The sequence below is a fragment of the Eionea flava genome (assembly GCF_055393785.1).
In genome coordinates this window covers 2,561,190-2,582,836 of the sequence record NZ_AP036018.1, presented here as the reverse complement: position 1 = coordinate 2,582,836, position 21,647 = coordinate 2,561,190, and the positions used below count along the sequence as shown (strand labels likewise).

The following is a 21,647-nucleotide window of genomic DNA, read 5'->3' as shown; positions in this document are numbered from 1 at the left end:
ATCTTTATGTTAACTTATCCCGCGATCGACCCTGTTGCCATTTCTGTCGGCCCTCTTGATATTCATTGGTACGGTATTATGTACCTGCTGGCCTTTGCGACCGCTTGGATGCTGGCCTATAAGCGCGCTGCGCGTATCGACTCCCCTTTAAAGCCTTCGCAGGTTGAAGATCTTATTGTCTACGGTGCGATGGGGGTGGTTTTAGGCGGTCGCTTTGGTTATGTGATGTTCTACAATTTCGAAACTTGGATGGGCGACCCTTTGTGGTTGTTTCGAGTTTGGGAAGGGGGCATGTCATTTCACGGCGGTTTACTGGGTGTGATTGTTGCCATTTTACTTTATTGTCGTCGCACCAAGGCTTCTTTTTTTGCGACCTTAGATTTTGTTGCGCCGCTGGTACCTTTAGGTTTAGGCTTTGGGCGCTTAGGTAACTTTATTGGCCAAGAGCTATGGGGGCGCGCTACAAATGTCTCTTGGGGAATGATATTTCCACGCGACCCTGAACAATTGGTGAGACATCCTTCTCAGTTGTATCAAGCCTTTCTCGAAGGCTTTGTTCTTTTTGTTATTGTTTATTGGTTTTCACGTAAACCTCGCCCACGTTTGGCCGTTGGCTCTGTTTTCCTGATTTTTTATGGCCTATTTCGTTTTGCTGTTGAATTTGTCCGCCAGCCAGATGATCATATTCAAACGCTTATTTTTGGCTGGATGACACGAGGCCAGTTACTCACCATACCAATGATCGTTGTCGGTATTGCTGTTTTAGTTTGGGTATACGTAGCGCACTATAAAACAAAAAACCATCAGTCCTAGGATTAATCATGAAAGCCTATCTCGATTTATTAGATGATATTCTTACTCACGGCACGCAAAAAGGTGATCGTACCGGTACTGGTACTTTGTCTGTATTTGGCCGCCAGTATCGCCATAATTTACAAGATGGCTTTCCTTTATTGACGACAAAAAAACTACATTTTAAAAGCATTGCCAATGAGTTGATTTGGTTTTTAAACGGTGACACGAATACGCAGTGGTTGAAAGATAATGGTGTGTCTATATGGGACGAGTGGGCTGATGATAATGGTGATCTTGGCCCGCTTTACGGGAAACAGTGGACAGCATGGCCAACCAAAGACGGCGGCAGTATTAATCAAATAGATTACGTGGTTAATTGTTTGAAAAACAATCCAGACAGTCGACGAATTTTATTTCATGGATGGAATGTAGAATACTTACCGGATGAATCAATAAGCCCGCAAGCGAATGTTGAACAGGGGCGTATGGCATTGCCACCTTGTCATTTACTTTATCAGTTTTATGTTGCGGATAACCGTTTGTCTGCACAACTCTATATCCGCAGCTCAGATTCATTTTTAGGTTTGCCTTACAACACGGCAAGCTTGGCACTGCTGGTTCATATGTTAGCTCAGCAATGTGATTTAGATGTGGGGGAGGTAATTGTAACAACGGGCGATTCACACATATATTCCAATCATATCGAGCAAGTGAAAACACAGTTAGAGCGTCAGCCTAAATCACTGCCGAAATTAACATTTAAGCGTAAACCTGAATCAATTTATGATTATACCTTTGAGGATTTTGTACTCGAAGGCTATGAGCCTCATCCTAGTATAAAAGCCCCTGTCGCTATATAAGTACCATCAAAATAAAGCCTGTAAAGAGTTTCCATGCATGAACTAATTATTTGTGATGCCACAACGGATGATTTTCAACGGATTGTGTCAATCAACCAAGCACAAGAAGATAAAACGAGTCATATGAATGCGCAACAGCTAGCAGTGTTGCATGAGTTGTCTTGCTATCACCGTGTCGCTACAGTGAATAATGAAATTATTGGCTTTTTATTAGCGATGAGCCATACCGCATCTTACTCAAATGCAAATTTTGCATGGTTTTGTTCGCATACTGCCTCTTTTGTTTATATTGATCGCATTGTTATTGAGAAACCCTTTGCGGGTATGGGGGTGGGAACCGCACTCTATAATGATCTATTTTCTGATTGTCGCCGTCAGCAAATATCACATGTGGTATGTGAATATAATTTACAGCCACTAAATATAGCTTCTCAGAAATTTCATAAGGCGCGACATTTTAAAGAGGTGGGGCAGCACTCGCCTTCTGAGGGAAAGTGGGTGTCGTTACAATCCGCTTTTGTTAGTTAACGCGATATAAACAGTACTCATTTATGACGACAATTACACTCTCCATTATTGTAGCAATAGCTAACAATCACGCCATTGGAAAAGACAATCAATTGCTATGGCATTTGCCTGAAGACTTACAGTACTTTAAACGAGTGACAATGGGTAAGCCCATCGTGATGGGTAGAAAAACTTTTGAGTCTATTGGCCGCCCTTTGCCTGGGCGACTGAATATTGTCATCACTCGTCAAGAAGATTGGCAACGCGAAGGAGTTAAGGTGGTGCATTCCATCAATGACGCGTTACGTTTGGCCGAAGCGCAATCCATGATTGATGGTATCGACGAAATGATGGTGATTGGTGGTGCAGAAATTTATAAAACCGCACTGCCAAAAGCCGATAAGCTATATGTGACGCGAGTAGATGCTAATATTGACGGTGATGCATTTTTTCCTGAAATAGATAGCCATATTTGGCAAGAAACCCATAGAGATAGTTTCTCTGCCAGTGATTCTTCGTTAAAAACTAACTCTTATGACTATGCGTTTTGTGTGTTGGAAAAAATAAGTAATGCAGGTTGATGATTCAATGCGCGATATCCTGCCAGTAACATCCAAATATAAATAAGTATAAAAAAAGCCCGCTAATCAATTAACGGGCTTGCATATTAAGATGTAAAAGCTCGATGTTTAATCAAGTAACGATACATCTCTAACCGCGCCTTTATCGGCACTAGTTACAAACTTAGCGTAAGCTTTGAGTGCTGCGGTAACTTTACGTGGTCTATCTTTGACAGGTTTCCATCCTTTTTTATCTTGCTCTGCTCGACGTGTGGCGAGTTCTTCGTCAGACACGAGCATATTAATTGTGCGGTTAGGAATATCAATTTTTATCTTATCGCCATCTTTTACTAAACCGATCGCACCGCCCGCAGCAGCTTCAGGTGAAACGTGGCCGATTGATAAACCCGATGTTCCTCCTGAGAAACGACCATCGGTCAGTAGTGCGCAGGCTTTGCCCAATCCCTTCGATTTGATATAGCTGGTAGGGTATAGCATTTCTTGCATACCCGGGCCGCCGCGTGGGCCTTCATAGCGAACAACAACAATGTCACCGGCTACCACTTTATCCGCTAAAATATTTTCCACGGCTTCGTCTTGTGATTCGACGACGTGCGCACGGCCTTCAAACACGAGAATGTCTTCATCAACACCGGCTGTTTTTACGACGCAACCATCCAGTGCAATATTACCGTACAGAACGGCTAGTCCACCCTCTAAGCTAAAGCTGTGTTCCAGCGAGCGAATGCAACCATTCTCTCTGTCGGCGTCGAGTGTTGGCCAGCGACAATCTTGGCTAAAAGCGGTTTGTGTGGGAATTCCAGCGGGCCCTGCTTTATAAAAATGCATCACCTCTTCGCTAGGGTTGCGCATAATATCCCATTCATCCAGTGCGTCTTTTAACGTGGCACTGTGAACGGTAGGTAGTGATGTGTCGAGTAATCCGGCGCGATCTAGCTCGCCTAGTATCGCCATAATACCACCGGCGCGATGTACGTCTTCGATGTGATACTTGGGGGTGTTGGGGGCGACCTTGCAGAGTTGTGGCACCTTGTGGCTGAGTGCATCGATGTCTTTCATGGTGAAGTCGACACCCGCTTCGATTGCTGCGGCTAAAAAGTGCAAAATAGTATTGGTTGATCCGCCCATCGCAATATCTAAACACATGGCGTTTTGGAACGCGTTGTATTGTGCAATGCTACGAGGCAGTACGCTGTAATCGTCTTCTTCGTAGTGCTTGCGGGTAATTTCAACAATACGCTGTCCGGCACGCTTGAACAGTTTTTCGCGGTCAGCGTGTGTCGCTAATGTTGTGCCGTTACCCGGTAGACTCAATCCGAGAGCTTCCGTGAGGCAGTTCATCGAGTTTGCGGTAAACATGCCCGAGCAAGAGCCGCAAGTTGGGCAGGCGCTACGTTCATATTCTGCGACTTCTTCATCACTGGCATTGTCATCAACAGCAATGACCATCGCATCAACAAGGTCGAGTTTCTTGTCGCCTAACTTGGTCTTTCCGGCCTCCATTGGCCCACCGGATACAAAAATCACCGGAATATTTAAACGCATCGCGGCATTCAGCATTCCGGGAGTGATTTTGTCACAGTTAGAAATACACACCATGGCGTCAGCACAATGTGCATTCACCATATACTCTACTGAATCAGAAATAATATCTCGTGATGGTAGGCTGTACAGCATGCCATCGTGTCCCATGGCAATACCGTCATCGACGGCAATGGTATTGAATTCTTTGGCAACACCGCCTGCAGCTTCGATTTCTCGTGCGACGAGTTGACCAAGGTCTTTTAAGTGGACGTGTCCGGGTACAAATTGTGTGAAAGAGTTAACGACCGCGATAATTGGCTTTTGAAAATCATCGTCTTTCATCCCTGTCGCGCGCCATAGTGCGCGAGCGCCAGCCATATTGCGGCCTGCAGTGGTAGTTTTGGAGCGATAAATAGGCATGACGGTTCCTCTTGTAATAATGCGCGAGTGTAGAAACTGCTTGGACGATGAGCCGTGAAAAATCACGGTCAAAACAAGAGATTCTACGGTGTAGCAATGAGTTAAGGATTATACGTTGCCTATGAGTGTTGCGTAAAATGAGATATTCGCAAGGCACTGTTTCTTTTTGTGCAATAGTAAATGTTATTGCGTTACCGAGTTATCGATGCACTCAAGAGAAAATACTGCTCATCTGTTTAGGCGCTTGTGTTTGCATAAAGCTCTTAAAGGCCATGGCTGCGGGGCTAAGGACTTTAGTTGTTAAGTGTAATATATACCAGTCACGCATAATGGGCATGGTATCGATATCAAGAATGCTAAGTAGCTTAATGGTTTTTTCAAGGTGAATAGTGTGGGCAGAAATAATGGCGAGCCCCATACCTGCCATCACCCCCTGCTTGATAGATTCATTGTTGGTGAACTCATGTAATTTAGGGGGATGAATATTGTGCTCGGTAAAAAAATTATCGAGTAGTAGTCGAGTCCCCGATCCATTTTCTCTCACTAAAAAGGCCTCTCCTTTCAGGTGTTCTGGATTGATGATCTGTTGCTTAGCGAGATAATGAGATTTAGGTGCAATGATAACGTAAGGATGATCATAAAATTTTTCGGCGACAACGGGTACTCGACGCGGTGTACGACCCATGATCGCAAGGTCAATTTCGTTATTTTCTAGTTTGCTCACAATGTCTCGTCGATTGGCGATAACCACGTCTAGCTCTATTTCTGGATAGTGCTTATTAAACTCAGCAATGAGCCGAGGTGAAAAATACTGCGTTGTGGTGACCATGCCGAGCTTAACCTGTCCGTGGCGGGCACCTTTAATCGCGTCTAGTTCTTCACCGGCTTCCCGAATAGTTTGAGTAATTTGGCGTACGTAAGGGAGTAATGTTTTACCTGCAGACGTGAGTTTAAGTTCGCGCCCACTTTTTACAAACAAATCCGTTTCTGCCATTTCGGCTAATCGCTTCATCTGCATGGATACGGCTGGCTGTGTCAAATATAGGGTTTCTGCCGCGCGTGCATAACTTTCGTGCTCGGCAGCGACCATAAAAATTTGTAACTGCCGTAAGGTAGCGTTGCGTAATGTGTCTTTCATACTCTTTTACCGCTGTTTTGATGATTGTCTTTGGTACTGTCTTTGGTGCTTTCTTTGGGTGCTTGTGATGATTTAGGCGACAGCTTACACTTAAATAATAGTGATGTATATGATGTTGAAAATAAATTATATTTATATGAATATAACTTCACAGCAAAAACAAAGAAACGGTAATAATTATGAGCCCTATTAATAACAACAACGCTATTCGCCATTCTCACAAGGCCACTGCTATGAAAGCCACTATCGTCATCGGTGTTATTGGTGCCGATTGTCATGCTGTAGGCAATAAGATCATTGCTAATGTGTTAGGGCGGTTGGGATTCAATGTCATTAACTTGGGCGTTATGGTGACACAAGATGAATACATTGATGCTGCCATAGAGCATGACGCACAAGCTATCTTGGTTTCCTCTATTTATGGTCATGGTGAAATTGACTGTAAAGGTATGCGCGAACGCTGCGTCGCTCGTGGTGTAGACGATATGATCCTTTATGTCGGTGGCAACTTGGTTATTGGTAAAAAAGACTTTGCCGACGTCAAAGCGCTATTTCTTGATATGGGTTATGACCGTGTATTTGCGCCAAGCGATGATTTAGAAGATGTAGCCGGTTTCTTAACGATGGATGTAGAGAATAAGCAGGCAAATAAAAAGCAGCGCATCGTCGCTTAGTGTAAAAATCGCCTAATTAACCATCTATTTAACATAAGCAACGTTTATTAATAAATATGCGGCTAAGCCACTTTTAGCCTCTCCATCATATTGAAGACTTCATTAGTGTGGGGCACTAAGACTAAATATCTGTTTTAGTGTTCCCGCTCCTTTTTACATTAATGACATTTTCATTCCTCTGTTTTGGGATGCTCTATCCGTCATTGCTCTAGCGTGCTCGTATTTCTCAAACGCTATTTTTCAGAAGATATTGCCTGTGGAAATTCAAAATAAAAAACTCGATAAAAAAATGTTATTCAGTGAACGCGAAAAAGTGCTTACCGAATGGCCTACGGGAGCCGCGGTTGATCTTGACGAAGCAATGCGTTACCAAAGAGATATACCGGAAAGTAAGCGTTTTTCTTCTGCGTTAGCACGTGCGGAAGAGAATAATAAAACATTGTTACAGCCGCGAGCGGGCGTTGCGTTACTCGACGAGCAGATTACTTTATTGCAGCACTTGCAAAATTCTTGTGATTTATTGCCAACGACCATTGATGCTTATACACGTCTTAATCGTTATGACGAAGCACAGGTGGGTATCGATCAGTCAGTCGATGCGGGTACATCGTTACTCAATGGTTTTCCAGCCGTCAATCATGGCGTGAAAGCATGCCGAGAATTAGTTGAATCCGTAAACAAGCCGATAGAGGTACGCCATGGTACTCCCGACGCGCGTTTGCTGACAGAAATCACGATGGCCGCAGGTTTTACTAGTAATGAAGGTGGCGGCATTTCTTATAATATTCCTTACTCTAAACGTGTTCCTTTAGAAAAGTCGATTCGTGATTGGCAATACTGTGATCGTATTGTGGGTCTTTATGCTGAAGAAGGCATTATCATTAATCGTGAACCTTTTGGCCCATTAACCGGTACATTAGTTCCTCCTTTTGTTTCTCATTGTGTGGCATTAATTGAAGGTTTATTAGCACTGGAGCAAGGGGTTAAGTGTGTAACCTTAGGTTATGGTCAGGCAGGGAATTTGATACAAGATATTGCGGCCATTCATTCCTTGAGAGAACTGGCGCACGAATATTTTCAGCAGGCCGGTTTTGATGATTACAAATTGAGTACGGTCTTTCATCAGTGGATGGGCGGGTTTCCAGAAAATGAAGCGCGAGCCTATTCAGTCATTAGTTTGGGGGCGACGGCAGCGGCATTAGCGGGTGCGACAAAGGTCATTGTGAAAACGCCTCACGAAGCTGCAGGTGTCCCCACCAAAGAAGCCAATAAACAAGGCTTAGAAACCACAGGTCAAATCATTAATATGGTGAGCGACCAAAAAATGACAAGTAGCCCCGCATTGTCACAAGAGATTGAACTGATTAAACGAGAAGTTCGAGCGATCATGTCAATGGTATTTGAATTGGGTAACGGCGATCTTGCGCGTGGGGCAGTAGAAGCCTTCAAGCGTGGGGTGATGGATATTCCATTTGCACCGGCAGACTGTAACTCTGGAATTTTGATGCCGGTACGCGACAATAATGGTGCGGTACGCGTGCTTGAGCGAGGAGCGACGCCACTTCCAGATGATGTGGTTAATTATCATAACGACTGTATACAAGAACGCGCAAAAGTTGAAGGGCGCGATGTATCGTTCCAAATGGTCATTGATGATGTGAATGCTATTTCTCAAGGTAAGCTGGTAGGGCGCCCTAAAGATCCTGTGTTGCGTGCATTATAGTCTTCATGGTTGCTAGCTAGAGACGACAAATTACAGCCAAAATATTTTACCGTATTATTTTCAAGAGAAGAGATTATGAAAATTATCGACGTTATATTAGTCGCAGGTTATTCCGCCTTTTATTTTGATGACCAGCAAGCAATTAAGTCAGGTGAAAAACAAGATGGCTTTGTTTATCCGGGGCAAGCAGTAACAAAGGGCTTTAAAGCTATTCGTCAACCCGGCGAAGCCATTTCTATTTTACTCGTTCTAGAAAATAATCAGGTGGCCAAAGGCGATTGTGTGGCGGTGCAGTATTCTGGTGCTGGTGGACGCGATCCATTATTTACTGCAGAGCAATTTATTCCATTTATTGAAGAGCATGTTAAGCCTGTATTACTATCGCTAGATGCCAAAAATTTCTTATTTAATTCTCGTTTATTGGATCAATTAAAGATTGATGATAAACCACTACATACCGCTATCCGTTATGGTGTTTCACAAGCCTTATTAGATGCCGCTGCATTATCACGTCAATGCCTCAAATCAACGGTAATATCAGAAGATTATAAATTGCCGGTTCAGACTTCCCTCGTGCCTATTTTTGGACAAAGTGGCGATGATCGCTATGGTGCCGTTGATAAAATGATTTTGAAAAAAGTCGATGCCTTGCCGCACGCGCTTATTAATAATGTGCCCAATAAATTAGGTGCGCAGGGTGAAAAATTAGTTGAATATGTGCAATGGTTAAAAAATCGCATAGCAACGGTGCGTGAAAATTCAGCCTATTCACCCGATATTCATATCGATGTATACGGCACGCTAGGCATGATCTTTAATAATGATGCGAAAAAAATTGCTGGCTATATTGATCGTTTACAAACAATCGCAGCACCATTTACCTTATATATAGAAGGCCCTGTCGATATGGGTGAGCGAGCACAGCAAATAGACGTGCTTAAAAATATTACAGCACATTTGCAAGCACTCAATTCGTCGGCAAAAATTGTCGCCGATGAATGGTGTAACACCTATGAAGATATTGTTGCCTTTGTTGATGCAAAATGTTGCCATATGGTACAAATTAAAACGCCGGATTTGGGCGCTGTGCATAACACCGTTGAAGCGGTACTTTATTGTAAGCAAAATGGTGTAGAGGCCTACCAAGGTGGCACGTGTAATGAAACCGATACGTCGGCAAAAGTGTGCGTGCATCTAGCATTGGCGACACAGCCAGAACGATTGTTGGCGAAGCCGGGTATGGGTTTTGATGAAGGCATGATGATTGTCAATAATGAAATGCAAGCTGCCGTTGCGCAGTTAGTCAATAAAGAAAAAATAGCAAAAAAAAACGCAATAAATAGTAAAAAAGAAAATCCGCCTAAGCGGGTGAAAATGATGAGGCATGTTGCTCAATACTATTAAGATAACAGACAGTAGTTATTAGCTTTGCTGAATAGTGACAATAACAGAAAAAATAAAATAGATAATAATTTGATGTTAGGTGACTTTATTATTTATCGAATGAGCGAGAACAGAGACATCGTATGACAACAACAGTAAAACCTTTTGACGGCTTACTTGTCGTTTCTATTGAACAAGCCGTGGCTGCTCCACTTTGCGCTTGCCAATTGGCTGAAGGCGGTGCAAGAGTAATAAAAATTGAACGAGCTGAAGGCGATTTTGCACGCGGCTATGATACGGCGGTTAATGGTGAGTCTTCCTACTTTGTGTGGGCCAATCACGGCAAAGAATCGCTTACGCTAAACTTTAAGCAAGCCGATGATGCGGCTTTGTTACATGCGTTGTTAGAAAAAGCGGATATATTTATTCAAAATTTAGCACCCGGTGCGTGTGAGCGTGCAGGATTTGGCTCGGCCTCTTTACGTGAAAAATATCCGCAACTTATCACGTGTGATATTAGCGGTTATGGTGATGACGGCGACTACCGTGATATGAAAGCTTATGATTTTTTAGTGCAGTGTGAAAGTGGTTTGGTTGCTATTAACGGATCACCCAAAGGATATGGCCGTATCGGTGTGTCGGTCTGTGATATCGGTGCGGGCATGAATGCGCTTATTGGTATTCAAAATGCATTGTTGGTGCGCGCGCAAACGGGCAAAGGCTCCGGTGTGCAAGTGTCTCTATTTGATACGGCTGCTGATTGGATGCAAGTGCCTTTTCTACATAGTGAATACGGTGGCAAAGCGCCTAAACGGGCAGGCTTACACCATCCATCGATTGCGCCTTATGGCGGTTATGAGACCAAAGATAATGAAATCTTAGCGATATCGATTCAGAATGAACGAGAATGGCACCGTCTTTGTGCAGAGGTATTAAATCAGGCTGATTTAGCCAGCGATGAACGCTTTAATACGATGAATAAACGTGTTGAACACCGTTTATTATTGGACGATATTATTAATGATTTATTTTCTAGTAAAACTCGCGCTGAATTAGAAATAGTACTTAAGCAAGCGGCTATCGCCTACGGTGCGGTGAATTCTGTTGAATCGTTAGCGCAGCATCCACAGCTACGTCGTAAACAGGTGACATTGCAAGACGGATCGCACGTCAGTATTATCGATTCACCTATTCGTCATTCGATTACCCCAGAAGATCATTGCTTTGGTCAGGTGCCAACGATTGGCCAACATTCTGAAAGCATCCGTAAAGAGTTTTTATAATGAAGCTTTTTATAAGGTGCCTATCATCGAAAAATAATGGTATCGGGGGGCGTATCACATGGAAAAACGTATCATGAAAAAAACGTGGCGCTCATTACTTTTTATTCCTGCCAATAACGAAAAATTTATTTCGGCAGCCGCTACACGTCAAGCGGATGCGATTATTCTTGACCTTGAAGACAGTGTTCCTAATAACCAAAAAGCACAAGTAAGGCAATCCCTGCCGTTGCATATCGAACACCTCAGTCAACAGGGTGTTGATGTACTGGTTCGTATTAATGACAATATTCTTGATGCAGCCGCAGATCTAGAGGCTTCTGTTTTTCCTGACACTTCGGCAATTATTATTCCTAAAGTGATCGGTGAAGAACATTTGCTACTCATTGATCAGGCGATCACGCGTATTGAATTTCAGAGGGATATTCCGTGCGGTACAGTCAAAATGATAGCGTTGATTGAAACGATCAACGGTCTTGAAAAAGCACAGCTAATAGCAAGAGCGACACCGCGTTTGACAGGCTTGGCCTTAGGTACCGAAGATTTATCGCTAGATGGTGGCTTCGAGCCAACGCCAGAAAATTTGTTTTTACCGGCACAAAAAATAATTTATGCGGCTCGTTTAGGGTCTATTGCGGCTTATGGGTTTCCTGCAAGTATTGCTGATTATTCAGATGTAGAACGCTTTGCGGCGTATCAGCAGCGGGCAAAATCAATGGGTTTTAATGGCGCTTTATGCATTCACCCTAAACAGGTTGTGCCTATTAATGAAGCATATATGGCCACAAAAGCCGAACGTGAGTGGGCGCAAAAAGTGCTTGTTGCCTATGAGCAAGCGATGGAAAATCATCGTGGCGTCATTGAAGTCGATGGCAAAATGGTCGATGCGCCCGTTGTCGAGCGCGCCAAGCAATTGCTGTTGTAAATTTTTACTGCAATGAGCTAATGATTTTATAGACGCTTCACAAAAATTTTCGAATTGCGCTGATAGTTATAAATGGTTTGTTTCTCTTGCGGCAATATTTCTAAACTCGATTCACTAAATCCTTGCTCTAAAAACCAGTGAGCTGTTTGAGTGGTTAATACAAACAACTGAGTCATTTTTAATTTTGCAGCCTGTTTTTCAATATGTGATAGCAATTTTGCTGCTTTACTTTGCCCTTGATAGTCGGGGTGTGTCACCATGCAGGCAAGCTCTCCAGCATTATCTTGTACGAAAGGATAGAGAGCAGAGCAGGCGATAATCGTTCCGTCAATTTCCATGACCGTAAAGTGGCTCACCTCTTGTTCGAGCAATTCTCTCGAACGTCTTACCAGCACGCCTTCCGCTTCTAAAGGTTCTATTAATTCTAAAATGCCGCCTACGTCATCAATACGCGCACGACGAATCGTTTCATAACTATCACGGTGTACCATCGTGCCAAAGCCATCACGTGTAAATAACTCTTTGATTAGGCCTCCGTCTTCAGCATAGCTAATAATTTGTGCGCGGTTAACACCTTGGTCGCATGCGTGGTAGCAGGCTTTCAGTGAAAAGTGGCTGTCGGTTGTGTCTTTTTTTAGTAAAAATTTTTCACACTGCAGCAATGTTAGCTGCTTTTGTACGTCACCGCTGTCGTTAAGTACGCCATTTTCTTTAGTGAAGGCAATCAGTTTATCGGCGCCCAGTTCAATGGCAATTTGTGTGGCGACTTCGGTATAAGTGAGGTTAAAGGCTTCGCCAGTAACGGAGTAGCCAATCGGTGAGACCAGCGCAATAGCATCGTTGAATAGCAACTCATCGAGACCATGGGCGTCGATTGCACGCACCTTGCCGGTATATTGTAGATCTACACCATCGACAACGCCGCGAGGCATCGCGGTCACAAAATTACCGCTACGAACACGTAAATTAGCGTTGTGCATGGGTGAGTTAGGCAGGCCAGTAGAGAGAGCCGCTTCAATAGCAAAGCGAGTTGAGCCAATGGCATCAATCAAGTGAAGTAGACAGTCGGCATCCGTAATACGGCTGCCTTGATGTATGCAGCTTTCTAATCCGTGCTGTGAGAGCTTGGCATCAATCTGTTGGCGTGCACCATGTACTAATACAATGCGGACGCCCAGATTATTCAGCAAAGCAATATCATGAACAATATTGGCAAAATTAGCGTGAGTAATCGCCGCCCCGGGTAACATAATGACAAATGTTTTTCCGCGATAGGCTTTGATATAAGGCGATGTTTGTCTAAATGACGACACATGATCAGGTGCGTTTAGCATAGGGGGCATCTATATATTATATTGTGAATACAAGCGTACTTTGAGCACGCCAATAGGCAGAAATTAAAGCACAGTACGCGTACTAACGTCTATGCTTGGAGAAAATAGTCAAAAAGCATTAAACCGTGACTCGTCGCTCGATACCAATCTTATCCATAACACGGGTCGACAGTTCTTCTATTGATAGATGTGTCGAGTTCAAATAAGGTAATTTATAGCGCTCAAGAGTGGCTTTAAATTGTCGTGTCTCAAAGTCACATTGCTTAATAGAGGCGTAGCGCGAGTTGGCGTAACGCTCTTCGCGAATACTGGCGAGGCGTTCTGGGGTAATTAATAAGCCGAATAATTTATCGCGATAAGGTTGCAGTGATTTAGGAAGAGCTGAGTCGTCGAGATCATCTTCGGTAAAGGGGTAGTTAGCAGCACGAATGCCAAAGTGCATGCCTAAGTAGAGGCAGGTAGGTGTTTTTCCGCTACGGCTCAAGCCGACTAAAATAACATCTGCCGAAGGGTAGTTTTTGGTACTCCCGCCATCGTCATTTTCAAGCACATAATTAACGGCTTGAATGCGCTGGTGGTAGTTGGTTTGGGCCATCCCTATACCAAATGCAGTGCCGGCACTGTGATCGGCAGACTGACCAAATAACTTTTCCATAGGGTCAAGGAACGCATCAAACATATCTAAAATCAGCCCTTTCGATTGCCGTAGGGTTTCACGCAATTCTGCATCCACTAAACTCATCACGACTAAAGGTTGAGAGCCTAATGTTTCGGCACTGTCGTTGATTCGCGCGACTGCCTGTTGCGCGCGCTCTAGGGTATTAATATAAGGCAGTGTGATTTGATCTATTTGCACATTGCTAAAGCGTGATAGCAAGCTGTGCCCTAGTGATTCTGCTGTGATGCCAGTGCCATCTGAAATGAAATAAGCAATATGGTGCATGATTGTCTCGTCTGTTATTGTTTTTTGTCATATTTAGCGAATGATGACGGCTATTCTACTGTAAAAAGCGCGTTCTGCTTGTTTTTTCAAGCGCATTTCACGCTATACTGCGCCGCAAATTCTGAATGATAAATACCTTTTGGGGACACTCTTATGGCAGATTACGTACTTTGGTTTGATGGCTTAGGCATGAACGATGTGGATCGTGTAGGTGGTAAAAATGCCTCCTTAGGCGAAATGATCAGTCACTTAAAAGGTATGGGCGTGAGTGTTCCCAATGGCTTTGCGACAACGGCATCAGCGTTTCGTGAGTTTTTGGATCAAAGCGGTTTGAATGATCGTATTCAGTCGACTTTATCGGCGCTAGATGTAAGTGATGTGAATGCCTTGGCAAAAGCCGGTGCGGATATTCGCCAGTGGGTGATTGAGACACCTTTTCAGCCAGCATTAGAGAGCGCCATTAAAGAGGCATTTGAGACATTGCAAGGCGGCAACGTTAATCTAGCGGTTGCTGTGCGTTCGTCGGCAACGGCAGAAGATTTGCCCGATGCTTCTTTTGCAGGTCAGCAAGAAACCATGCTCAATGTCCGTGGTTACGAACAAGTGATGTTGGCGATTAAAGAGGTATTTGCCTCATTATTTAATGACCGTGCGATTAGTTATCGCGTACACCAAGGTTTTGAGCACGCAGAAGTTGCATTGTCGGCGGGTATTCAGCGTATGGTGCGTAGCGAAACCGGTTCGAGCGGTGTCATGTTTACTCTAGATACCGAGTCGGGTTTTCGTGATGCGGTCTTTATTACCTCTTCTTACGGCTTAGGTGAAACCGTTGTGCAAGGTTCGGTGAATCCGGATGAGTTTTACGTGTATAAACCAGCGTTACAGGCGGGAAAAACGTCTATTTTGCGCCGTAATTTAGGTAGCAAGCTGATTAAGATGGTGTACTCGTCACAGCCTGATCAACTCGTCGATACAGTTGATGTTGCAGAATCCGACCAGCAGCAGTTTTCTATCACTGATAGTGAAGCGGAAGAATTAGCCAAACAAGCGCTAATTATTGAAGTGCATTATGGTCGCCCGATGGATATTGAATGGGCGAAAGATGGAGATGATCAGCAGTTATATATTGTGCAGGCACGACCAGAAACAGTGAAAAGCCAAGAAACAGGCAGTGCGGTTGAGCGCTTTAAACTCAATGAGACTGGTAGTGTGCTTTGTGAAGGTCGCTCTATTGGCCAGCGTATTGGTAAGGGCGTTGTGCGTGTGGTGGATGGCATCGAGCAGATGGATCAAGTCAAAGAGGGCGATATTCTTGTCACCGATATGACCGACCCTGATTGGGAGCCGGTAATGAAATTAGCCAGTGCCATCGTGACCAATCGTGGAGGCCGTACTTGTCATGCTGCCATTATTGCCCGTGAATTAGGTATTGCGGCAGTTGTGGGTTGTGGTGATGCTACTGAAAAGCTAGCTACAGGAACACCGGTCACCGTTTCTTGTGCGGAAGGCGATACGGGTTTTGTATACGCAGGGGAGCTTGACTATACCCAATCAGAAGATCGCGTCGATGAAATGCCAGAGTTGCCGTTCAAAGTGATGATGAATGTGGGTAACCCTGACCGTGCGATGTCTTTTTCGGCCTTGCCAAATATGGGTGTGGGTTTGGCGCGCTTAGAATTTATTATTAACCGTATGGTGGGTGTTCACCCTAAAGCCTTGCTGGATTTTGATAATTTAGATACTGAACTTAAAGCAACCGTTGCCCGTCACATTGCGGGTTATGCAAGCCCTGCAGATTATTTTGTCGAGAAAGTCGTTGAAGGCGTATCAACGATAGCCGCTTCGTTTGCACCCGAAACGGTGATTGTTCGTATGTCGGACTTTAAGTCAAATGAATATGCGCATTTGATTGGCGGTACACAATACGAGCCTGAAGAAGAAAACCCCATGATTGGTTATCGTGGTGCATCACGTTATATTTCGGAATCCTTCCGTGAATGCTTTGCTCTAGAGTGCAAAGCATTACGAAAAGTGCGCGAAGACATGGGTTTAGAAAATGTGCAAATTATGATTCCTTTTGTGCGCACCGTCGACGAAGCTAGGCAGGTTACTGAGCTGCTTGCAGAGTATGGATTGAAGCGAGGTGAGAAAGGCTTAAAGCTGATCATGATGTGCGAGCTGCCTTCTAATGCCTTACTGGCCGATCAATTCTTAGAATATTTCGATGGTTTTTCTATCGGATCAAACGATTTAACGCAGCTAACATTAGGTTTAGATCGTGATTCAGGTCTTATCGCGCATCTATTTGACGAGCGTAACGATGCCATTAAAGCCTTATTGTCAATGGCGATTAAGGCGTGTAAAAAAGCAGATAAATATGTCGGCATTTGTGGGCAAGGGCCGTCAGATCATATCGACTTTGCATTATGGTTGATGGAGCAGGGGATTGATTCAGTATCGCTGAACCCTGATTCGGTTATCGATACGTGGTTACATTTGGCGAAACACGCTCAATCAACCTCTTAAATCTGAGCGACAACGTAGTATAAATAACACCTATTTTGCCTACTTTTTATCAGGCAGAATAGGCGTTTGATTTTTCTATTTTGTCTTAGTGCAGTTTCAATCGTGGTTTTAAGATGTGGTTAATTTTATCGGATACCATCATTAAGGTTGCGCGCACCCAGCCGTGCAGTGCAATTTGATGCATGCGATAAAGTGAGATGTAAGCAATACGTGCAATTTTTCCGCGCACATTAAAGGTATCGCCACGTACTAAATTGCCCATTAGCACTCCCACCGTTGAAAACTCGCTGAGTGAAATCAACGAACCTTTGTCGCTATAACGAAATTCAACCAGTGCTTTTTCTTTTACAGTATTGATAATATTTTTTCCTACAGTGGTTGCCATTTGATGAGCCGACTGAGCGCGAGGAGGAACCCAGCGTTTTTCATCTAAAGGAAAGCCTGCGCAATCGCCAATGGCATAGATGGTATCGTCATTGGTGGTTTGTAAGTATTTATTTACGATGACTTGGTTGATACGGTTGGTTTCTAAGCCTTCTATTTCAGCCATAAAAGTAGGCACTTTAATGCCGGCAGCCCACAGTAACATGTCGGCATCAACACGATTATCTATCGATGTAATAAAGGCTTTGTGTTCAGCTTTTGCGACTTGTGTATTAAGTTGAATGTCGGCGCCCAGTTTTGCGAGGTCAGTTAATACAGCGGCAGAGACTTTTTCAGATAATGCCGGTACAAGACGTGGCCCGGCTTCCAGTAAGGTGACTTTTAAATGCTCATCTTTGATACGGTTTAAGCCGTAAAGAGAGAATAGGTTGCGAGAATTAAATAGTTCTGCCGCTAACTCTACCCCTGTCGCGCCACCACCAACAATGGCCACGCGTAAACAGGCAGTTGGGTCGTCGATCAGTTTGCGGTTGAGCCGAATAAATTGGTTAACTAAGCGATCGTGAAATTTGATCGCCTGCTGTGTACTATCAAGAAATTTACAGTGCTCGCGAACGCCTTCAACGCCAAAGTCGTTCGATGAACTGCCTATTGCCATCACTAAGATATCGTAGGCTTCGTTTCGCTGAGGTAGAATTTCTTCCCCTTCTTGATCATAAACAGGGGCTAAGTGAATTTCTTTCTTTTCTCGATTAACGCCGGAAAATGTACCCATCTTAAATTGAAAGTGATGTGCATGCGCATGAGCGCGGTAACTCACGGAATCAATTTCTGCATCAAGGCTGCCTGCGGCCACTTCATGCAATAAAGGTTTCCATAAATGGGTTGAGTTACGGTCAATCAGTACAATGTCGTGTTCTTGTTTTTTACCCAGTTTACGGCCTAGCATCGTTGCTAACTCTAAACCGCCTGCACCACCACCAACAATAACGACCTTCATACTGTAATCCTGTTTTTAATTAAGCAAAAAAGCCCTAGGGTAAGTCGCTGTACTTATCTGAGAGCCTTAAATTATTCCGTGCGTGATTATACGCTCAGCGCACCTTGGGTATAGTCAATTTTAGTAAACTATTGTGTAGCCATAATATGAACAGTAGAGAAATGCACGATGAACGGCGACTCGTACTGTCTAGCGCCGTGATTCGATTGCCCTTACAATAACTTTTTATTCGCTTTGGATTCCTCATGTCTTTGTCTACGATTTTTCAACAGCAGTCACCGGTATTTCTTCGTGCTAGAGCAGAGGATGCCAGCGTTCGATTGTTATCAGTGTTGAGTCAAGATGAGCATGTCCAATTGCTCGCCTTGTTATCCGACGAAGTATTACAGCAGCAGATGGTACGCGCTCTAATAGGCAGCGAATACGTGCTTGATAGCTGCTGTCGGCAGCCGAAACTACTGCTTGAATGGCTGCTTAGTGATGTTCATGTGCCTTTATCTGCCGAGCGGATTACGGAAATGACGCAGCAAGCCTGTTCAGGCTGTGAAACGACGGAAGCTATTGATCGTGCGCTGCGCCAGTTACGTCGTCAATTGATGGTTGGGATTATATGGCGCGATGTGAATCGCCTATCTGATTTTTCTGAAGTATGCCTGTCCATGACTACCATGGCGGAAGTGATGATTCAGCACGCGGTTGATTTTCATTATCGTGAATTAACGAGAAAGCATGGGACCCCTATTGGAGTAGTATCAGGCATGCCGCAACCCTTGTTGGTATTGGGTATGGGCAAGTTGGGTGGCGCTGAACTGAATTTGTCTTCGGACATTGATTTGATTTTTGCATTCCCAGAAATGGGTGAAACCAATCACGCACGTCGGCCTTTAGATAATCCATCGTTTTTTATTCGCTTAGGTCAGCGCGTGATTAAAACGTTGAACGATGTGACGGTAGATGGTTTTGTTTTTCGTGTCGATATGCGTTTGCGCCCTTATGGTCAAAGTGGGGCTTTAGTGAGCAGCTTTGCCTCCCTCGAAAATTACTACCAAACGCAGGGGCGTGACTGGGAGCGTTTTGCGGCTATTAAAGCGCGCGTGGTGGCTTGCTCATCGCTATCTGCCGTGCATGATGCCACGGCTTCTGATTCTTCTGCGTCACACTCATTGACTCTCCAGCAGGCGGCAGTGGATGATTTATACGCGATTTTACAGCCGTTTACTTACCGCAAATATACCGACTTTTCAGTGATTGAATCCTTGAGAAAACTTAAGGCGCTAATTGTGCAAGAAGTGCGACGCAAAGGTATGGAAACCAATGTAAAGCTCGGTGCAGGAGGGATTAGGGAGTTAGAGTTTATCACCCAAGCCTTTCAATTGGTAAGTGGTGGGCGAGAGCCAGAGCTACAAGAGCGCCATTGGTTAACGGTGCTTGGCCAGCTTCAGCAGCAAGGCGTGTTTGATGCGCCGCTGATTACGGCATTAAGGGAAGCCTATATTTTTTTGCGGCAAACGGAGCATGTCATTCAGGCCTATCGAGATGAGCAAACGCAACAATTACCGGAAGACAGTACGGAAAAAGCCATTGTTGCTTGGTTAATGCTAGGAACAAGGGGTGATGGTAGCGTAACGGAAGGCGACGCAAAGCAAAAAAACTGGTCGCGTTTTATGCATCAGTTACAGCAGCATCGTCGCTGTGTGAGTGAACAATTTCAGTTGGTGATTGCTGACCCTGATGACGTTACTGATCAGGTGGTGAATGACGATGCGGCTATGTGGTTATCGTTGTGGTTAGAGTGCCACACAGATTCCTTGTCTTCGCCCTCTGCAAGTGTGGAAGAAAATAACGCTGAGCCTCAAAAGAGCCCGCCGGATGAATTTGTCTTTTTTCTTCAGCAGCAGGGTTACCAAACACCGGAAAAAATTATCTATCATACTGTTCAGTTACGTGAGTGTTGGGCGGTAAAACAGCTCTCTTCGCAGCGACGAGAGGCCTTAGATGGATTAATGCCGCAAGTATTTGTGATTACTTCCCAGCTAGAACAGCCTGATATTGCTGCTCAACGGTTATTGGTGTGGTTGAGTAAGGTGGTGGGACGTAGTAGTTATATTACGCTGCTGTTAGAAAATCCTCAGGCATTAACACATCTGGCGACGTTGTTTCAGGGGAGTGTATGGATCGCCGAATTGATGGCGAAAATGCCAGCGCTACTGGATGAAATGCTCGACATGGTGAACCTTTACACGTTGCCATCAAAGGCTGAGCTGCAAGATGAATTACGTATTCGTCTATTGCGAGTGGATCAAGACGACGTAGAGCATGTTATGGAAGTGCTGCGCTACTTTAAGTTGTCTCATGGTCTGCGCGTGGCGGCAAGTGAACTGTCGGGTCGCTTGCCTTTAATGAAAGTCAGCGATTACCTTACATGGATAGCCGAGGTCGTATTAGAATCGGTGTTGGCCTTGGCATGGTATCAGTTGGCTAATAAGCATGGTGTGCCTCGCTCGCTGAATGATGCTAACCGTGGCTTTCAGTGCGCCACTCAAGATGGCACGCAAAACGAAATGAGAAGTGATAGTCAGTCCGTGCCTAACGCGCTAAGCCTCCAGCAGTGCGGATTTATTATTGTGGCCTACGGAAAAATGGGCGGTATAGAGCTGAGTTACGGCTCTGATTTAGACTTGGTCTTTATTTATAAGGCCGAGGCGCAATCGCTAACTGATGGAGCCAAACCGATTGATGCTCAAACGTTTTATACGCGTTTAGGTCAAAAAATTATTCATATTCTCAATACGCGTACCTTATCGGGGCCTCTCTATGAAGTCGATATGCGTTTGCGTCCGTCTGGTAACTCAGGGCTTTTGGCCACATCGTTGTCTGCTTTTTTAAAATATCAGCAGCAAGACGCTTGGACTTGGGAGCATCAAGCGCTAGTGCGAGCACGCCCTGTAGCGGGTGATATCGAACTTATTGATGAGTTTAATGTGTTGCGCCAAGGCATACTACAGCGACAACGCGACTACAGCACAGTCGGTATCGAAGTGGTGGGAATGAGAGAGAAGATGCGCACTCATTTAAGTACAGAGGCTAGCGCAGAAAAAAGAAGCTATCAGCTGGCAAGTGCTGCCGATGGCGAGTGGATAAAAGAGGGTGATGCTGAGGATGATCATTACGCAGAAAATAATCGCTTATTTCACCTTAAACAAGATGCCGGAGGTATCGTCGATATTGAATTTATGGTTCAATATGTGGTGCTTGCATGGGCGCAACAGTACCCCGCATTAGCAGAATATACCGATAATATTCGCATTCTCGAATGCTTAGAAACCGCGACACAAGATAATATGCTTGCTGTCTCTGGACTAGATTCCCGTTCGGCGCGTCGATTAATTGAAATCTACCAATCTTATCGTGCGGTAGTGCACCGGCTGTCTTTACAAGAGCAGTCACCGGTTATTCGCCATGCGCAAATGCAACATGAGTTTACGGCTTACCAACTGGAAGAATGTCGGCGCGATGTGGAAACCATTTGGCATCAATGGATGCCGTCGCTGGCTTCGGCAGAGAGTCATGTTGCAAGCCTTCAAGAAGATAAATAAACCGGCATTTTAAATGGAAGCTCTCATTAACGGTTATTCGTTATTTCGACCTTG

General features: G+C 44.5%; 16 protein-coding genes. 11 read left to right on the top strand and 5 right to left on the bottom strand.

The features are described 5' to 3' along the window. Positions 1 to 6: 6 nt before the first annotated feature. Genes lgt through ACZ5O6_RS11150 form a run of 4 tightly spaced genes read left to right on the top strand, consistent with a single transcriptional unit; the run spans position 7 to position 2,743 of the window. Positions 7 to 813: a prolipoprotein diacylglyceryl transferase gene (lgt, locus tag ACZ5O6_RS11165; protein WP_447091479.1), complete on the top strand. Its 807-nt coding sequence runs from the start codon at positions 7 to 9 to the stop codon at positions 811 to 813. An 8-nt stretch (positions 814 to 821) separates the two neighbouring features. Then, on the top strand, positions 822 to 1,655 hold the full coding sequence (gene thyA, locus ACZ5O6_RS11160; RefSeq protein WP_447091480.1) for a thymidylate synthase: 834 nt from the start codon (positions 822 to 824) through the stop codon (positions 1,653 to 1,655). Between the two features lie 33 nt (positions 1,656 to 1,688). Further along, positions 1,689 to 2,183 carry a GNAT family N-acetyltransferase gene (locus ACZ5O6_RS11155; protein ID WP_447091481.1) on the top strand — a complete coding sequence of 165 codons (495 nt, stop codon included), beginning with the start codon at positions 1,689 to 1,691 and terminating at the stop codon, positions 2,181 to 2,183. A gap of 23 nt (positions 2,184 to 2,206) precedes the next feature. Further along, a complete protein-coding gene (locus tag ACZ5O6_RS11150) occupies positions 2,207 to 2,743 on the top strand; it encodes a dihydrofolate reductase (protein ID WP_447091482.1) in 537 nt (178 codons plus the stop codon). Positions 2,744 to 2,851: 108 nt separating this feature from the next. Here the strand turns inward: ACZ5O6_RS11150 and ilvD are convergent, their stop codons facing one another. Together ilvD and ACZ5O6_RS11140 are read right to left on the bottom strand one after the other, a co-directional pair. Further along, complete coding sequence (gene ilvD / locus ACZ5O6_RS11145) at positions 2,852 to 4,687, bottom strand: dihydroxy-acid dehydratase (RefSeq protein ID WP_447091483.1); 1,836 nt, start codon at positions 4,685 to 4,687, stop codon at positions 2,852 to 2,854. Positions 4,688 to 4,898: 211 nt separating this feature from the next. Continuing rightward, positions 4,899 to 5,825: a LysR family transcriptional regulator gene (locus ACZ5O6_RS11140; protein WP_447091484.1), complete on the bottom strand. Its 927-nt coding sequence runs from the start codon at positions 5,823 to 5,825 to the stop codon at positions 4,899 to 4,901. 179 nt (positions 5,826 to 6,004) lie between these two features. Here ACZ5O6_RS11140 and glmS point away from each other — a divergent pair, with 179 nt between their 5' ends. From glmS to ACZ5O6_RS11115, 5 genes are all read left to right on the top strand, one after another. Next, positions 6,005 to 6,499, top strand: a complete 495-nt coding sequence (glmS, locus tag ACZ5O6_RS11135) for a methylaspartate mutase subunit S (protein WP_447091485.1) — start codon at positions 6,005 to 6,007, stop codon at positions 6,497 to 6,499. 256 nt (positions 6,500 to 6,755) lie between these two features. Continuing rightward, positions 6,756 to 8,222, top strand: coding sequence for a methylaspartate mutase subunit E (locus ACZ5O6_RS11130; protein WP_447091486.1), 1,467 nt, complete (start codon positions 6,756 to 6,758; stop codon positions 8,220 to 8,222). A 75-nt stretch (positions 8,223 to 8,297) separates the two neighbouring features. Next, positions 8,298 to 9,626 carry a methylaspartate ammonia-lyase gene (locus ACZ5O6_RS11125; RefSeq protein ID WP_447091487.1) on the top strand — a complete coding sequence of 443 codons (1,329 nt, stop codon included), beginning with the start codon at positions 8,298 to 8,300 and terminating at the stop codon, positions 9,624 to 9,626. A gap of 122 nt (positions 9,627 to 9,748) precedes the next feature. Then, positions 9,749 to 10,888, top strand: a complete 1,140-nt coding sequence (locus tag ACZ5O6_RS11120) for a CaiB/BaiF CoA transferase family protein (RefSeq protein ID WP_447091488.1) — start codon at positions 9,749 to 9,751, stop codon at positions 10,886 to 10,888. A 58-nt stretch (positions 10,889 to 10,946) separates the two neighbouring features. Further along, on the top strand, positions 10,947 to 11,810 hold the full coding sequence (locus ACZ5O6_RS11115) for an HpcH/HpaI aldolase/citrate lyase family protein (protein ID WP_447091489.1): 864 nt from the start codon (positions 10,947 to 10,949) through the stop codon (positions 11,808 to 11,810). Between the two features lie 26 nt (positions 11,811 to 11,836). Here the strand turns inward: ACZ5O6_RS11115 and argA are convergent, their stop codons facing one another. Both argA and ppsR read right to left on the bottom strand, forming a co-directional pair. Then, complete coding sequence (gene argA / locus ACZ5O6_RS11110; RefSeq protein ID WP_447091490.1) at positions 11,837 to 13,144, bottom strand: amino-acid N-acetyltransferase; 1,308 nt, start codon at positions 13,142 to 13,144, stop codon at positions 11,837 to 11,839. A 118-nt stretch (positions 13,145 to 13,262) separates the two neighbouring features. Continuing rightward, positions 13,263 to 14,087 carry a posphoenolpyruvate synthetase regulatory kinase/phosphorylase PpsR gene (ppsR, locus tag ACZ5O6_RS11105; protein ID WP_447091491.1) on the bottom strand — a complete coding sequence of 275 codons (825 nt, stop codon included), beginning with the start codon at positions 14,085 to 14,087 and terminating at the stop codon, positions 13,263 to 13,265. 153 nt (positions 14,088 to 14,240) lie between these two features. Between ppsR and ppsA the strand changes: the two genes are divergently transcribed. Next, on the top strand, positions 14,241 to 16,613 hold the full coding sequence (gene ppsA / locus ACZ5O6_RS11100; RefSeq protein ID WP_447091492.1) for a phosphoenolpyruvate synthase: 2,373 nt from the start codon (positions 14,241 to 14,243) through the stop codon (positions 16,611 to 16,613). Positions 16,614 to 16,698: 85 nt separating this feature from the next. Here the strand turns inward: ppsA and ACZ5O6_RS11095 are convergent, their stop codons facing one another. Then, positions 16,699 to 17,997: an NAD(P)/FAD-dependent oxidoreductase gene (locus tag ACZ5O6_RS11095; RefSeq protein ID WP_447091493.1), complete on the bottom strand. Its 1,299-nt coding sequence runs from the start codon at positions 17,995 to 17,997 to the stop codon at positions 16,699 to 16,701. Positions 17,998 to 18,242: 245 nt separating this feature from the next. Between ACZ5O6_RS11095 and glnE the strand changes: the two genes are divergently transcribed. After that, positions 18,243 to 21,593 (top strand): bifunctional [glutamate--ammonia ligase]-adenylyl-L-tyrosine phosphorylase/[glutamate--ammonia-ligase] adenylyltransferase, encoded by a 3,351-nt coding sequence (glnE, locus tag ACZ5O6_RS11090; RefSeq protein ID WP_447091494.1) that lies wholly within the window; start codon positions 18,243 to 18,245, stop codon positions 21,591 to 21,593. The last annotated feature ends 54 nt before the right edge of the window (positions 21,594 to 21,647 follow it).